Origin of the sequence: [Haemophilus] ducreyi, assembly GCF_900109315.1 — a bacterium.
In the GTDB taxonomy this organism is placed as follows: domain Bacteria; phylum Pseudomonadota; class Gammaproteobacteria; order Enterobacterales; family Pasteurellaceae; genus Haemophilus_B; species Haemophilus_B ducreyi.
Map to the genome: position 1 here is coordinate 47,515 of NZ_FOJC01000007.1, position 14,269 is coordinate 61,783.

At 38.8% G+C, this 14,269-nt stretch carries 16 protein-coding genes and 1 tRNA gene; 6 read left to right on the plus strand and 11 right to left on the minus strand.

The features are described from left to right. The first annotated feature begins 200 nt into the window (after positions 1-200). Positions 201-1,154 carry a magnesium/cobalt transporter CorA gene (gene corA, locus BMX01_RS05670; RefSeq protein WP_010944687.1) on the plus strand — a complete coding sequence of 318 codons (954 nt, stop codon included), beginning with the start codon at positions 201-203 and terminating at the stop codon, positions 1,152-1,154. A gap of 112 nt (positions 1,155-1,266) precedes the next feature. Here the strand turns inward: corA and BMX01_RS05675 are convergent. The 8 genes from BMX01_RS05675 to radC all read right to left on the minus strand — a co-directional run bounded on the left by BMX01_RS05675 (position 1,267) and on the right by radC (position 7,869). Then, positions 1,267-1,356 (minus strand) — tRNA-Ser (locus BMX01_RS05675). A gap of 105 nt (positions 1,357-1,461) precedes the next feature. Next, the gene (gene trmA, locus BMX01_RS05680; RefSeq protein WP_074647931.1) at positions 1,462-2,571 is read right to left on the minus strand and encodes a tRNA (uridine(54)-C5)-methyltransferase TrmA; all 1,110 of its coding nucleotides are present in this window, start codon (positions 2,569-2,571) and stop codon (positions 1,462-1,464) included. 119 nt (positions 2,572-2,690) lie between these two features. Further along, entirely contained in the window at positions 2,691-3,023 is a 333-nt protein-coding gene (locus BMX01_RS05685) for a MaoP family protein (RefSeq protein WP_010944690.1), read from the minus strand. A gap of 211 nt (positions 3,024-3,234) precedes the next feature. Then, positions 3,235-4,770, minus strand: coding sequence for an L-2,4-diaminobutyrate decarboxylase (gene ddc, locus BMX01_RS05690; protein ID WP_064082184.1), 1,536 nt, complete (start codon positions 4,768-4,770; stop codon positions 3,235-3,237). 156 nt (positions 4,771-4,926) lie between these two features. After that, positions 4,927-6,291, minus strand: a complete 1,365-nt coding sequence (locus tag BMX01_RS05695; protein ID WP_064082183.1) for a diaminobutyrate--2-oxoglutarate transaminase — start codon at positions 6,289-6,291, stop codon at positions 4,927-4,929. Between the two features lie 327 nt (positions 6,292-6,618). After that, a complete protein-coding gene (rpmG, locus tag BMX01_RS05700; protein WP_010944694.1) occupies positions 6,619-6,789 on the minus strand; it encodes a 50S ribosomal protein L33 in 171 nt (56 codons plus the stop codon). An 11-nt stretch (positions 6,790-6,800) separates the two neighbouring features. Beyond that, positions 6,801-7,037: a 50S ribosomal protein L28 gene (rpmB, locus tag BMX01_RS05705; protein ID WP_074647932.1), complete on the minus strand. Its 237-nt coding sequence runs from the start codon at positions 7,035-7,037 to the stop codon at positions 6,801-6,803. 160 nt (positions 7,038-7,197) lie between these two features. Next, on the minus strand, positions 7,198-7,869 hold the full coding sequence (radC, locus tag BMX01_RS05710) for a RadC family protein (RefSeq protein WP_064082182.1): 672 nt from the start codon (positions 7,867-7,869) through the stop codon (positions 7,198-7,200). Between the two features lie 212 nt (positions 7,870-8,081). Between radC and coaBC the strand changes: the two genes are divergently transcribed. From coaBC to crp, 5 genes are all read left to right on the plus strand, one after another. Beyond that, positions 8,082-9,326 (plus strand): bifunctional phosphopantothenoylcysteine decarboxylase/phosphopantothenate--cysteine ligase CoaBC, encoded by a 1,245-nt coding sequence (gene coaBC, locus BMX01_RS05715; protein WP_074647935.1) that lies wholly within the window; start codon positions 8,082-8,084, stop codon positions 9,324-9,326. Next, positions 9,313-9,768, plus strand: coding sequence for a dUTP diphosphatase (gene dut / locus BMX01_RS05720; protein WP_041603414.1), 456 nt, complete (start codon positions 9,313-9,315; stop codon positions 9,766-9,768). Before coaBC ends, dut begins: the two co-directional genes overlap by 14 nt. A 103-nt stretch (positions 9,769-9,871) precedes the next feature. Further along, positions 9,872-10,480, plus strand: coding sequence for a nucleoid occlusion factor SlmA (gene slmA / locus BMX01_RS05725; RefSeq protein ID WP_064082180.1), 609 nt, complete (start codon positions 9,872-9,874; stop codon positions 10,478-10,480). A gap of 8 nt (positions 10,481-10,488) precedes the next feature. Continuing rightward, a complete protein-coding gene (locus BMX01_RS05730; RefSeq protein ID WP_010944700.1) occupies positions 10,489-10,707 on the plus strand; it encodes a YheU family protein in 219 nt (72 codons plus the stop codon). Between the two features lie 90 nt (positions 10,708-10,797). After that, the gene (crp, locus tag BMX01_RS05735) at positions 10,798-11,475 is read left to right on the plus strand and encodes a cAMP-activated global transcriptional regulator CRP (RefSeq protein ID WP_172592915.1); all 678 of its coding nucleotides are present in this window, start codon (positions 10,798-10,800) and stop codon (positions 11,473-11,475) included. Positions 11,476-11,544: 69 nt separating this feature from the next. Here crp and hflX read toward each other — a convergent pair whose 3' ends face one another. The 3 genes from hflX to miaA all read right to left on the minus strand — a co-directional run bounded on the left by hflX (position 11,545) and on the right by miaA (position 14,242). Then, a complete protein-coding gene (gene hflX, locus BMX01_RS05740; RefSeq protein ID WP_232008224.1) occupies positions 11,545-12,855 on the minus strand; it encodes a ribosome rescue GTPase HflX in 1,311 nt (436 codons plus the stop codon). 77 nt (positions 12,856-12,932) lie between these two features. Beyond that, complete coding sequence (gene hfq / locus BMX01_RS05745; RefSeq protein WP_064082177.1) at positions 12,933-13,238, minus strand: RNA chaperone Hfq; 306 nt, start codon at positions 13,236-13,238, stop codon at positions 12,933-12,935. Positions 13,239-13,300: 62 nt separating this feature from the next. Beyond that, positions 13,301-14,242 carry a tRNA (adenosine(37)-N6)-dimethylallyltransferase MiaA gene (gene miaA, locus BMX01_RS05750; protein ID WP_064082176.1) on the minus strand — a complete coding sequence of 314 codons (942 nt, stop codon included), beginning with the start codon at positions 14,240-14,242 and terminating at the stop codon, positions 13,301-13,303. Between the last annotated feature and the right edge of the window lie 27 nt (positions 14,243-14,269).

A 14,269-nucleotide genomic window follows, 5' to 3' on the forward strand; every position in this document is an offset into this window, starting at 1 on the left:
ATTACTTACTTGACGGCGAGCCATTGGAGTTGTACCATAGGCTTACTATTTTTTCTTGAGGATACCTATTTTGGACAGTCATAGTCGATACTTATCAGATTAACCCACCTTGTCCGGCCTCTAAGTTGCCGATATGGTCGGTAACTCTCATCAGTATCTTTTTTTGTTCATTGCCTCATACAACTTTTTGGGAGTATGAAATGATTCGTGCATTTGCATTAGATAACGCACGTCTTGTGAGCCTTGATGAAAACTCACCAGACCAACTTAACGACGCTGTTTGGATTGATTTAGTTGATCCTTCAGAAGATGAACGTAGCGTGTTGAAATTAGGCTTAGACCAAACGCTAGCGGAAGAACTGGAATTAGAAGATTTAGAAGCTTCTGCGCGCTTTTTTGAAGATGAAGATGGTTTACATCTGCACTCATTTTTTTATTGCTTAGATGACGATGATTATGCCGATATCGCTACGGTTGCCTTTACTATTCGCGATGGGCGTTTGTTTACATTACGTGAACGAGATTTACCCGCTTTCCGTTTATATCGCATGCGAGCGCGCCGTGAAAAATTAATCGATAGTAACGCTTATGAATTACTGCTTGATTTGTTTGAAACAAAAATTGAGCAACTTGCTGGCGTACTTGAAACGGTTTATTCTAGTTTAGAAAAATTCAGCCACGTTATTTTAGACGGTAAACAGGAAGCGGAAAGTTTAAATCAAGTTTTATCAGATTTAACTGAATTAGAAGATATTAGCTCGAAAGTTCGACTATGCTTAATGGATACACAGCGTGCATTAAGTTTCTTATTACGTAAAACACGTTTGCCAAACAACCAGCTGGAACAAGCTAGAGATATTATGCGAGATATTGAATCTCTACAACCGCATCACGAGTCGTTATTTCACAAAGTGAACTTTTTAATGCAAGCGGCAATGGGCTTTATCAACATTGAACAGAATAGAATTATGAAATTCTTCTCTGTCGTGTCAGTAATGTTCTTACCGGCGACATTAGTGACCTCAATATATGGTATGAACTTTGAAATTATGCCAGAACTACAATGGGATTACGGTTATCCAACAGCCTTGTGTATGATGATCACGGCAGCGATAACGCCGTATCTCTACTTTAAACGCAGAGGTTGGTTATAAATATTAGGCGAGCTTAATGCTCGCTTTTTTGATGCTGTGAGCAAAAAGAGTGTAAAAAATACGTAATAAAAAACCGCTTATAACGTTGATTATAAGCGGTTTTTTTATGTGATGGCGGAGGAAGTGAGATTCGAACTCACGGAGGGCGTAAACCCTCGCCGGTTTTCAAGACCGGTGCCTTCAACCACTCGACCATTCCTCCGTTGAAAACGTCTCACATAATATCGATTTTGTTTTGTATGGTCAAGCGAAAAATAGTTAAAAGGCGTTAAGTGAGCTTTTTTTCAACATTAATGGCTGGTTTAGTTTATTTCCTGATCAACCAAACTCCGCTTTCTATATGATGGGTATAAGGGAATTGATCAAAAAGCGCCACACGTTCAATTCGGTGTGTTGTCGTTAATTGCCGTAAATTGTCCGCCAGTGTAGCGGGATTACAGGAAATATATAAAATTCGTGGATAGTTTTGCACCATATTGAGTGTTGCTTGGTCTAAACCTGCACGAGGAGGATCAACAAAGATCGTATTACATTGATATGCGCTTAAGTCAATGCCTTGCAAGCGGTTAAATTGACGCACGCCGTTGATTGCTTGAGTAAATTCTTCTGCCGACATTCGAATAATTTGCAGATTATCGATGCCATTTTGTGCAATATTATATTGGGCGGAATGAACTGATGATTTGCAAATTTCCGTTGCGAGTACTTTGCGAAAATTGCCCGCTAATGCAATAGAGAAGTTGCCATTTCCACAATATAATTCTAATAAATCACTATCTTGGCTATTTTCGGTACATTTTTGTGCCCACTCAAGCATATTAATGTTCATTTTGGCATTTGGCTGGGTAAAACTATTTTCTACCTGACGATAAATTAATGTTTTACCTGCGACATTTAATTTTTCTTTGACATAATCACAATCTATTGCAATTTTTTGTTTGCTAGCGCGGCCAATAATGTGCACGGTTAAGCCGGGTTCACTTAAACGTTGTTTGAGTAATTTTGCTTGCACAAGCCATTCATCCGTTAATTTTTTGTGATAGAGGAGGGAGATGGCTATTTCACCGCTTAAGGTGGTTAAGTAGTCAATTTGAAATAGTTTATGTGTCAGTAGTGGGATGCCTTGAATGTGAGTCAGCAGTTTTTGCATCATGGTATTGATCAACTGGTTTGCAATGGGCAATTGATCAACACGATAGCGTTGTTTGGTCGTTGGATCGAACATAATATGATAGAGATCATTTTCGCCTTGTTCATTTTTTTGGTGCCAAACACGAAATTCTGCCCGCATACGAAAGTGGCTAGTTTCTGATGCAAAAATATCAAAGGGTGGTGGATTAAAGGGTGCTAGTAACGCGGTCAGATTATCGACTTTTTGGGCGAGTAATTCAGGGTATTGCTCGATAGGAAGGCTCACGCTTTTTACCTCAAAATGTAAAAGATAAGAGTAAAAACAAACCACAAAATACTCGGCAAACGTTGTGTTGTTTTTCGGTATTTCGTGGCTAATTTATTAAGTAGCTTGATAGTTGTTAATTATTCAGCGGCACTGAAGTCATCACCAGAATCGTTGCCCGCATTGCCAGAAAGGGTATAAATACGTTTTGTTTTGCTAGTCAGTGAGCGGTATTTTAACCAGGCTTTTTCGATAACACTTTCAGCAATTTCATCACCTTTCATTACCGCTACAAAACGTTCTTCTTCTGCGGTTACTGGACTCCGTTCGGTTGTTTCTAACGCTAAACACGCCTGACCAAATTGCTCTAAAGTTTGTGATTCACGAATAGTGTAATCGCCATGACGAGCAAAGCCTCGTGGGTAATTTTTGTCATCAAAGAAACGGCGCGTAACGCTAAAACTCTCTGCCATAATATGCCTCTTTATATATTGCTGAATTTATCAAGGAAAAAATTGGTCTATGATTAAATCAATTAATAAAAATAAGTCAAGGTCTTATCATTAAATTTAGTTGATTTTATGAGGATTTTGGCTATTTTGCCGATAAACCCCGTTCATAGTTACTCATTAGGATGAAAAGCGTGCTTAAGGGCTATAAGCAAGCGGTTATATTTGTGTGTTGTTAATCGATCGGTGGTACATAAGTACCTTGTGCAATGGCATCTTTAATCCGTTCTGCTTTGGCTAAGACTTGCTCTAATAATGCTTTAACATTTTCAAAAGTAGCAATTGGACTCAATGTCGTCATTTTGAGTGATTGCTTATCAGCTACCTTAGTTACGCCAATATTTGCTTCACCACGCGCGAATAATTCATCAGCCACATTTTGGTTTAAGGTATCAATTAATTCTTGCGGATAGTCTTTTGGCACCACTCGGAATAATACTGATGCAAATTGTGCAGGAACAAGCATTTCTAAGTTATCTGTTGCATTGATATATGCTTCAACTTGTCGAGATAAATAAACGCCGTGATCAATCATAGAGGCATATAAATCTTCACCTAATGCATCTATGGTGAACCATAATTTTAGCGCATCAAAACGACGAGTCGTTTGCAATGATTTTGCGACTAGGTTTGGCACGCCGTGGGCTTCATCATACTCTGAATTTAAATAGTCTGCTTTATAGTCAATGAAGCGATAATTTGCTGGATCTTTAAGTAAGAATGCGCCACATGAGATGCTTTGGAAGAAGTGTTTATGAAAATCGAGGGTAATCGAATCAGTTAATTCAATGCCATTTAAGAAGTGGCGGAAATCTTTAGATAATAGTAAAGCACCGCCCCAAGCAGCGTCAACGTGTAGCCACGCTTGGTATTCATCTGCGAGTTTTCGAATAGCGGTTAAATCATCAATTGCACCTGCATCTGTAGTGCCTGCAGTGGCAACGATACACGCGACAATATTGCCTGAGGCTTTTAAATCAGCTAATGTTTTGGCTAACGCGTCGAGATCCATTTGGGCATTGGCATTAGATGGTACTGTTACAACTGATTGGAAACCCATTCCCATCATGGCCATATTTTTTTGCACAGAAAAATGTGCATTTTCAGAACATACTACTTTAACGGTTTGCATTGCCGCTGCGGGGATACCGTTCGCTTGCACTGACCATTCTGTACCATCATCATGTTGCCAATGTTTAGCAATCGCCCAATCACGTGCTAATAGAACGCCCATTAAATTTGATTGTGTGCCACCTGATGTAAAAACGCCAGCAGTGCCTTGGCCATAACCAACTTTATGACGTAACCAATCAATTAAATGTTCTTCCATAATCGATCCGGCTGGACTTTGATCCCAAGAATCCATTGATTGATTAGTGGCATTAATCAATACTTCGGCAATTTGGCTGGTAACCATTGTTGGACAGTGCAAGTGAGCAAGTGAATGGGGGTGATGGACTTTTAAGCTTGGATTTAAGAAAATTTCTACCAACTTCTCTAGCGATTTCTGCACACCAACCCCATTTTTTGACGGATTAAAACCATCAATTAGTGTACGCATTTGTTTGATTGAACCGCCCGTATACATTTTATCGTTTTTTAACCACTCACTTACGGCTAACACTGCATTATTCATTGCATTTTGATAATTTGCAATAGATTGGGCATCACTACAGAAAAGAGCCTGTCTATGTTTTGAAATATCTGTCATTGTTATGTTCCATTTTATTTGCGTGCATAAGCGATATTGTGCTTAAGCTTATATAAAAAAGCACGAGGGGAAATCTCGCGCTTGCATATTATGCTTGTTAAGCGGTCTATTTATTGCAAAATTAGTCCGCTTATTTTGATGATTGAGGTTAGTTGATTAACCTCTAACCGCCTTAATTGCATCAGCGACTGATTGTGTGAAACGTTTGATAAATTCTTCACATTCTGTTTGATTAATATTTACTGGGCAAAGGACTCTGACTACATTACCACCACGACCGCCACGTTCTAGTAATAATTTGTTATTAAAGCAGCATTTTTGGATCGCAATAGCTAATTCACAATCTTGTGGATAAGCGCCTGTGGCATCTTGTGCTTGACGTTCATCCACAATATCGATACCCATCATCAAACCTTTACCACGTACATTACCAATACAAGCAAATGTTTTACTTAATTCACGTAAGGCATTGGTTAAGTATTCACCACGTGCCTGTGCATTCTGCGCTAGGTTTTCTTGTCGCATAATTTTTAATGAGGCATAGCCAGTTGCCATAGCTAGCTGATTACCGCGGAATGTGCCTGTATGGCCAGCAGGCTGCCAAGCATCAAATTGTTTTTTGATCGCTAAGACGGCTAATGGTAGGCTCCCACCGATGGCTTTTGACATAACCACAATATCTGGTGCAATGCCTGCGTGTTCGAAAGCAAACATTTTTCCTGAACGGCAGAAACCTGCTTGGACTTCATCTACAATCATTAATATGCCGTGTTTTTGAGTTACTTCACGGACTTTTTGTAAGAAACTGATCGGTGCTGGCACCACTCCGCCTTCGCCTTGAATGGCTTCTAAGATCACCGCGGCTGGTTTAACTACGCCACTTTCAATATCTTCAATAAAGTTTTCAAAATAGCGTTCAACAGCTTTTGCACCCGCTTCACCGCCAATACCAAATGGGCAACGATATTCGTGTGGATAAGGCATAAATTGCACTCCTGCCATTAGGTTTTGTACCGCATTTTTGGCGCCAAGATTACCGGTTAAAGATAATGCACCGTGCGTCATGCCGTGGAAACCTCCGGAAAAAGCGATAATATTTCCTCGGTTTGTGTAAGTTTTGGCTAATTTAATGGCCGCTTCATTGGCATCGGCACCTGATGGACCGGTGAACTGTAGAATGTATTCATCTTTAGGGAAGAAAGATAATAATTCTTCTGTAAAGGCATCTTTTAATGGCGTAGTTAAATCAAGAGTATGTAATGGTAAACCGCTATCTAATACATCTTTGATAGATTGCATTAGTATCGGATGATTATGGCCTAATGCTAATGTTCCTGCACCTGCCAAAAAGTCAAGATATTCATTTCCTTCAACGTCTGTAACCCAACATCCTTGTGCTTTGGCATATGCAAATGGCAGTTTACGTGGATAACTGCGTACATTAGATTCCATTTTATCTTGGCGATCTAAGAAATGTTGGTTGGAGGCAAGAACCGCCTTAATAGGAGTAGTAATTGTCATTTGAAATTAAACCTTCTAAAAAAGGTGAAAAAAATAAGTCGGGTGCCTTGCGGTAAGCCTAAGCTTTCTGTTCTAAAAAACAGATGCGATGGGGCATTTGACTCGCTACTTATTAAAAAAAGCGTTTCAGCTTTTTTGTTTTTACCCTATGGAACACGCTAGATGAGGATAGGTTGGAAACAAGTTTAAATGTAGGGTTACATTTAAAGACGGCTAATAGTACATTTTTTTTGAAAAAATGAAAGTGAATTTTATTATTTTGTCTCTAATAAATCGGTATAAAAAAACCTAGCACTAGCTAGGTCTTATTAAAGGTTAAAAACAAAATTATTTGATTTTAGCTTCTTTATAAATTACGTGTTTACGCACAACAGGATCAAATTTTTTGATTTCCATTTTTTCTGGCATATTACGTTTATTTTTTGTTGTTGTGTAGAAGTGACCAGTTTCAGCAGTTGAAACTAATTTGATTTTCTCACGATTACCTTTAGCTGCCATTGGTTAGCTCCTTAGATTTTTTCGCCACGAGCACGGATTTCAGCTAATACTGCATCAATGCCTTTTTTATCAATAATGCGCATACCTTTCGCGGTTAAGCGTAAAGTCACGAAACGGTTTTCACTTTCAGCCCAAAAACGATGAGTATGTAAGTTAGGTAAAAAACGACGACGAGTCGCATTTAATGCGTGTGAGCGGTTGTTACCAACTGCTGGACGCTTGCCGGTTACTTGGCAAACTCTTGACATTTTAATTCTCCAATTACTTAAGTAATGTTTAAATGGTTCGGGCGATTAGGACTAATTTTAGCTTGATCTAATTGCCTCGTCAGGCATCAACCCAACCAAAGTCATATTTAAAGACCAGAGATTATACTCATATTTACTTGCTTATTCAAGCTTCAATTTATTAATTATTTTGGTGAAAGCGCTCTTCTTCAAAGGAGAAATAGCTACCTTTACCCACGATAATATGATCGACAAAGCGCACCTCAACTAAGTGACACGCGGCTTTAATTTTTTGTGTAAGTTGTCGATCTGCTTGGCTTGCGGTGTAATTTCCAGACGGGTGGTTATGCGCGACAATAATTGCTGCGGCATTACATTTTAATGCTTCTTTAATAATTTCCCGTGGGTGGACGGTTGCTTGATTAATGGTGCCATAGAACATTTTTTCTTTTTTAATTAAGCGGTTTTGATTATCAAGAAATAACACCATAAACACTTCACGTTCTTCAAATTCTAGCTCCGCTTGAAAATACATTATTGCTAAATGCGGTGTATTAATTGTTTCACACATTTGCATTTGTTGGGCTAAGTAGCGTTTAGTCATTTCTTTGCTGGCTTGCAATTGAATAAATTGTGTTTGCCCTAAGCCTTTAATTTGGCAAAAGGCGTTTAGGTCGGCGGTGAGTAAGGCACGTAATGAGCCAAATGTGGTTAATACTTGGTTAGCTAATTGCATTACGGGTAGTCCTTTAATCCCAGTGCGTAAGAAAATGGCTAATAATTCTTGATCGGTGAGTGCGTTTGCACCATACGTTAATAATTTTTCACGTGGCATTAATTCTGATGGGGTCATTGTTATACGGCTATTCAGTTAACTAAAAAATAGATGATAAGCAAAAGCATAATCAAGCTAATAGATTGAAGAAAAAGGGAATTTCCTGTTTTTCGAGGGAGATCGCAAAATTAGCTTTATTGTGAGCGGATACTTATTAGGGTAAAATAGCCTATAATCATGATTATATTTAACTTATAGTGCTAGAATATTTGCAAGAAAAGGGATTGAGAATGCTCACTAATAAAAACATTTTAGTTGGTATTACCGGCGGTATTGCTGCTTATAAAACGATTGATTTAATTCGCCTTTTGAAAAAAGCAAATGCTAATGTTCGAGTAGTATTAACGCCTGCTGCAGAAGCTTTTGTGACTCCATTAACGTTGCAAGCTATTTCGGCTAATCCTGTTTCAAATAGTTTGCTTGATCCACACGCTGAATTAGCAATGGGACATATTCAGTTAGCTAAATGGGCTGATTTAGTTTTAATTGCGCCCGCTTCAGCGGATTTTATTGCGCGTTTGCGAGCGGGTATGGCGAATGATTTACTTACTACTCTTTGTTTAGCGACGGTGGCGCCTATTTTTATTGCTCCTGCAATGAATCAACATATGTTTCATCAAAAGGTAACACAACAAAATTTGGCTGAATTAGTCGATCGAGCGGTAAAAGTGATTGGGCCAAATAGTGGAGTGCAAGCGTGTGGTGATGTTGGTGCAGGGCGCATGTCTGAGCCAAATGAGTTATTACAAGCTATTTGTGATCATTTCCAGGTTAATCAGGATTTACAGAATATGGTAGTTACTGTTACTGCGGGGCCTACGCGTGAGCCTATTGATCCTGTGCGTTATCTTAGTAATCATAGTTCAGGCAAAATGGGCTTTGCGATTGCAGCTGCTTTTGCGAAACGTGGAGCGACTGTCAATTTAATTGCTGGGCCGGTAAATCTAGCCACGCCAATTAATGTACATCGTATTAATGTGCAATCAGCGGTTGAAATGGCAGGAAAAACGGTTGAATTAGCTCAAAAATCCGCTATTTTTATTGGGTGTGCGGCAGTGGCGGATTATCGTGTTGCGGAGGTTGCTCAGCAAAAAATTAAGAAAAATGATGATAATGAATCGTTGACACTAAAATTAGTCAGAAATCCGGATATTATCGCCTCTGTTGCTCAATTAGCAGAACGCCGCCCTTTCACTGTTGGTTTTGCTGCGGAAACGCAAAATGTTGAACATTATGCAAAACAGAAATTGGTGCGCAAAAAGGTAGATTTAATTTGTGCAAATAATGTTGCAAATGGTCAAGTGTTTGGACAAGATCAAAATGCTTTGCACCTTTTTTGGCGAACTGAAGGGAGACAAGAACATCAAAAAATATTACCGCTTGCCAATAAACGCGATTTAGCGGTCAGTTTAGTCGAAGAAATCGTTAACTTATTTAAAATCACTCAGCTTAGGAAAAATGATGAAACACATTGATTTAAAAATTTTAGATAACCGAATTGGTCGTGAATTTCCATTACCGACTTATGCAACTACGGGATCGGCGGGGTTAGATTTACGGGCATTAATTGATTCAGCCATTACTGTGGAAGCGGGACAAACCGTATTAATTCCTACCGGTATTTCGGTTTATATTGCTGATCCAAACCTTGCTGCGGTTATTTTACCGCGTTCAGGTTTAGGGCATAAAAATGGTATTGTGTTGGGTAATTTAGTGGGGTTAATTGATAGTGATTACCAAGGGCCATTAATGGTTTCTATTTGGAATCGCAGTGATAAGCCTTTTACCATTGAAGTAGGCGATAGAATTGCACAGTTAGTTTTTGTGCCGGTGGTACAAGCGAGTTTTAATATTGTGACTGATTTTGAACAAACTTCACGCGGGGAAGGTGGTTTTGGCCATTCAGGTAAACAATAGTGGAAGGATAGTGTATCAAAATAAGCGGAACTTATCGGCTAATTATACGCTAAAATTATCCGCTTATTTTGAAGTTTAGCCTTGGTTACAAGATGAGGATATTATGACAGAACCACTCATTAAAATGCCCAAAAAATCAGTTAGAGAACGTCAACAACAGGTGCTTGAAGTATTAATTGGTTTGTTAAATTCAGAACAAGGAATGCAACGTGTTACGACTGAACGATTGGCGAAAGCTGTTGGTGTATCGGAAGGTGCGCTTTATCGTTATTTTCCAAGTAAAAGTAAAATGTTTGAGGCCTTGATTGAGCGAATTGAACAAACATTAACTAGCTATATTAATGCGAGTAAACGCAAAGAAAATTCAACCGCTTTAGCGGTAAAAGCTATTCTTTACACAGTGATTGAGTTTGCTCGTAAAAATCCCGGTGTTACACGGATTTTAACTGGCCACGCATTAATGTTTGAAAATAGTGAGCTTAAGTTGCGTGTAGCAAAATTTTTTGATGGTTTAGAATTACAGTTTGTCAATATTTTACAAATGCGAAAACTGCGTGAAGGAAAAGCCTTTCAAGATGAACGTGCATTAGCGGGGTATTTAGTCACTTTTTGCGAAGGGCAATTTTTGCGCCTAGTGCGTTCTAATTTTAGCTCTAATCCTCACCAACATTTTGAAAAACAATGGGCATTAATTAAGCCTCTTTTTGAGTAACTACATAGATGATTATTCCTTGGCAAGATCTTGAGATAACAACATTAAATAATGTATTGGATGCTTTTATTTTACGTGAAGGCACTGATTATGGTGAATACGAGCTTTCACTAGAAGAAAAGCGCGCTTGCTTGTTGCAACAATTGCAAGCAGATAAAGTCGTGATTGTGTGGTCTGAATTACATCAAAGTTTAGATATTAAAGATAAGCAATCTTTCTTGGGTTAATTGTTTATATCATGCTACAATTCTAGATCAGTGTGATTACTCATAACGATAAATAAGATAAATAATTTATAGAGGTTTTTATTTATGCAAATGCAAGATATTTCTATTTCTACACCTCGGCTTGATGGAGAGGTTTCCCCGCCTCCTTCGATTCATGATCCTGCGGTAGAATGGTTTTTAACGCACTGCCATATTCATCGCTATCCTTCAAAATATACTTTAATTCACGCAGGTGAAGAAGCAAATTCCCTGTTTTATATTGTCAGTGGTTCTGTGGCTGTCTTTATTAAAGACGATGAAGGCAAAGAAATGATTTTATCACATCTAGGACAAGGAGAGTTTGTCGGCGAAATTAGTTTATTTGAAGAAAATACACAGCCAAGAACCGCTTGGGTAAAAACGAAAGATGCTTGCGAAATTGCAGAAATTTCTTATGAAAAATTTAAACAATTAGTACATGTAAATCCTGACATTTTAATGTATCTTGCTGCTCAAATGGCTTGTCGCTTACGTCAAACTTCGCGTCAAGTAAGTAATCTTGCTTTTTTAGATGTTACCGGTCGTATTGCGCAAACATTGATGAATTTAGCCAAAATGCCTGAAGCAATGACGCATCCTGAAGGAATGCAAATTAAAATTACTCGCCAAGAAATTGGGCAAATGGTGGGCTGCTCACGTGAAACTGTGGGACGCATTTTAAAAATGTTAGAAGATGAAGGTTTAATCTCAGCCCATGGGAAGACCATAGTTGTTTATGGTACGCGTTAAATCAAGTCTCTAGCCAATAGTGTAGCCTCGTATTTACGAGGCTTTTTTATTATGAAGCGTTGCTCAATATTACTCATTTTCCCATTTTGCAAATGCAACATATTCAATCAGTGCCGGATATGGTTTAAGCCATTTTTGCCATTGTACGGCATTGACTTCAATATCGATTAATCTATCGCCAAATTGATTAAAGTGTTCTTGTTTAATGCAGTTTTGATTGCGAATTTGTGCATAAATCTGCCCTGCCGTTGTGGGTAATAATATTTTTTGGCATACAAGCTCATTGCGTAAACATTCACGAATGGCTTGGTAGAGTAGATCAATACCTTGGTTGGTGTGCGCAGAAAGATAAACTGCGACCGGCTTACCTTCTTGATTACGTTCAATATGTGGCGTGATGTCGGTAATTTTATCGACTTTATTATAAATTAATAAGCTTGGTAACGTGAGAGCACCTATTTCATCTAATACTTGATTAACTGCTGTAATGTTGTCATTTTTGCGTTCATCGGCTATATCCACTACGTGGAGTAATAAGTTTGCCTCGGTGGTTTCTTGCAACGTAGATTTAAAAGCAGACACTAAATCGTGTGGTAAGAAACGAATAAAGCCAACGGTATCAGCTAAAATCGTTGTGCCAACGTCTTGGATTTGCATACGCCGTAATGTTGGATCAAGTGTTGCAAAGAGTTGATCGGCAGCATAAACACCCGCTTGTGTAATGGCATTAAACAGTGTCGATTTGCCAGCGTTGGTATAGCCAACTAATGAAACGGTAGGAATATCGGCTTTTTGGCGCGTTTTACGATTTTGATGGCGTTTTTTATTAACTTTATCTAGCCGGTTTTGTAATTGTTGAATCCGTACTTTGATTAAACGGCGATCGGTTTCAAGCTGTGTTTCACCCGGCCCACGTAAACCGACAGATCCGCCTTTTTGTTGGTCTTGGTTACCTAATCTTCGCACTAAGCGGGTAGATAAATGGCGTAGTTGTGCTAATTCAACTTGTAATTTCCCTTCGTGTGAACGTGCCCGTTGGGCAAAAATATCTAAAATTAGCCCGCTTCTATCTACTATGCGGCAACCGCATAGATTTTGCAGATTACGTGTTTGTGCAGGACTTAATTGATGATTAATCAGCACCACTGTGGCACCTAAATTTTCGACCGCTTGTGCAATTTCTTCGGCTTTTCCTTGGCCAACAAAATATTTGATATGTGGAGCATTACGAGAGGTGGTCAAGGTTGAGAGCAGTTCGACACCTGCGGATTCGGCAAGTGTTTGGAATTCGGTTAAGTTATCAATATCTTTCGTTTGGGAGAGAAAAACGTGGATTAAGATCGCTTTATCTTGAGCGTGTGAAAAAGATTTTTCAGACAAACAAACGTCAAATACAGGGGGTTGATTCTGTATTTGACATTGATTCAGTAGTTAAAATTTCGATAGTAATAAGTCTATTATTCCATTTTATCTGTAGCTACGGTTGCTTCAACAGGTTGTGTAGTTTGTACGGCTTGTTGAGGAGCTTGTGCTTGCGATGAGCCGTTATTGTTATGTGAGATAGAACGTGCAGGTACCACTGTTGAAATAGCGTGTTTATAAACCATTTGGCTTACAGTATTTTTTAATAAAATGACAAATTGATCGAAAGATTCAATTTGACCTTGTAATTTTATACCATTTACTAAATAAATTGAGACGGGAATACGCTCTCGACGGAGTGCATTTAAATATGGATCTTGGAGTGATTGACCTTTTGCCATTCTCTTTTCCTTTTTATTTTGTTTGTTAATATTATTTTGCTACTAAGAGCAATGAGATATTATCACAATTTTATGAAGTTTTGCTCTAAATTTTGAATCATTTTTTCTTGTGAACTGGTCGGATCTAAACTGTCTAACCACGTAATTTCACTCCGCCAACCTCGTAACCACGTCAGCTGGCGTTTAGCTAATTGGCGGGTGGCACAAATTCCTTTATAAATTGCTTCATCTAACGAAATTTCACCCGCTAAATGTTGCCACATTTGACGGTAACCAACACAACGAATTGCGGGTAAGTCGGGGTGTAGATCGCCCCTCGCGTATAACTTTTCGACCTCAGTTAAGAAACCAAGTTCCATCATTTTGTGAAAACGTTGTTCGATACGTTGATGTAATACGGCACGTTCTTGCGGAGCAATGGCAAATTGTAAAACTTGATAAGGTAAGTGTTCACCTTGTTGTGCGGTTAATTCAGTCAGATTTTTGCCCGTCAGGTAAAATACTTCTAATGCTCGGTTGATCCGCTGACTATCATTTGCATTAATTCTGCTGGCGGCTAGCGGATCAATTTTGGTTAATTGTTGATGTAAACTCGCCCAACCATATTGGTTGGCGTGAGCTTCAATTTCTGTACGAATATGTTCATTGGCATATGGCAAAGGAGAAAGCCCTTCTAGTAGCGATTTGTAATAGAGCATGGTGCCACCTACTAAGAGTGGAATACGGCCGCTTGCTGTAATATCTGCCATTGCGTGTAATGCGTCAGCGTGAAAATGCATTGCTGAATAGCTTTCTTTAGGATCTAAAATATCAATTAAGCGGTGCGGTGCTTGTGCGAGTTCCGCTGCAGTCGGTTTAGCTGTGCCGATATCCATTTCTTTATAAATGAGGGCAGAATCGACACTAATGACTTCAACGGGCAGTTGTTTACGTAATGCGATAGCTAAATCTGTTTTACCAGAAGCGGTCGGTCCCATTAAAAAAATTGCAACAGGTTTATTCATTATTTTGATGGTCTTATAAAGTGAAAA

Coding starts and splice junctions, on each gene's coding strand:
- slmA (WP_064082180.1), top strand. CDS start 9,872: ATGACAGAACCACTCATTAAAATGCCCAAAAAATCAGTTAGAGAACGT.
- ddc (WP_064082184.1), bottom strand. CDS start 4,770: ATGACAGATATTTCAAAACATAGACAGGCTCTTTTCTGTAGTGATGCC.
- BMX01_RS05685 (WP_010944690.1), bottom strand. CDS start 3,023: ATGGCAGAGAGTTTTAGCGTTACGCGCCGTTTCTTTGATGACAAAAAT.
- corA (WP_010944687.1), top strand. CDS start 201: ATGATTCGTGCATTTGCATTAGATAACGCACGTCTTGTGAGCCTTGAT.
- rpmG (WP_010944694.1), bottom strand. CDS start 6,789: ATGGCAGCTAAAGGTAATCGTGAGAAAATCAAATTAGTTTCAACTGCT.
- radC (WP_064082182.1), bottom strand. CDS start 7,869: ATGACCCCATCAGAATTAATGCCACGTGAAAAATTATTAACGTATGGT.
- dut (WP_041603414.1), top strand. CDS start 9,313: ATGAAACACATTGATTTAAAAATTTTAGATAACCGAATTGGTCGTGAA.
- BMX01_RS05695 (WP_064082183.1), bottom strand. CDS start 6,291: ATGACAATTACTACTCCTATTAAGGCGGTTCTTGCCTCCAACCAACAT.
- coaBC (WP_074647935.1), top strand. CDS start 8,082: ATGCTCACTAATAAAAACATTTTAGTTGGTATTACCGGCGGTATTGCT.
- hfq (WP_064082177.1), bottom strand. CDS start 13,238: ATGGCAAAAGGTCAATCACTCCAAGATCCATATTTAAATGCACTCCGT.
- rpmB (WP_074647932.1), bottom strand. CDS start 7,037: ATGTCAAGAGTTTGCCAAGTAACCGGCAAGCGTCCAGCAGTTGGTAAC.
- crp (WP_172592915.1), top strand. CDS start 10,798: ATGCAAGATATTTCTATTTCTACACCTCGGCTTGATGGAGAGGTTTCC.
- miaA (WP_064082176.1), bottom strand. CDS start 14,242: ATGAATAAACCTGTTGCAATTTTTTTAATGGGACCGACCGCTTCTGGT.
- BMX01_RS05730 (WP_010944700.1), top strand. CDS start 10,489: ATGATTATTCCTTGGCAAGATCTTGAGATAACAACATTAAATAATGTA.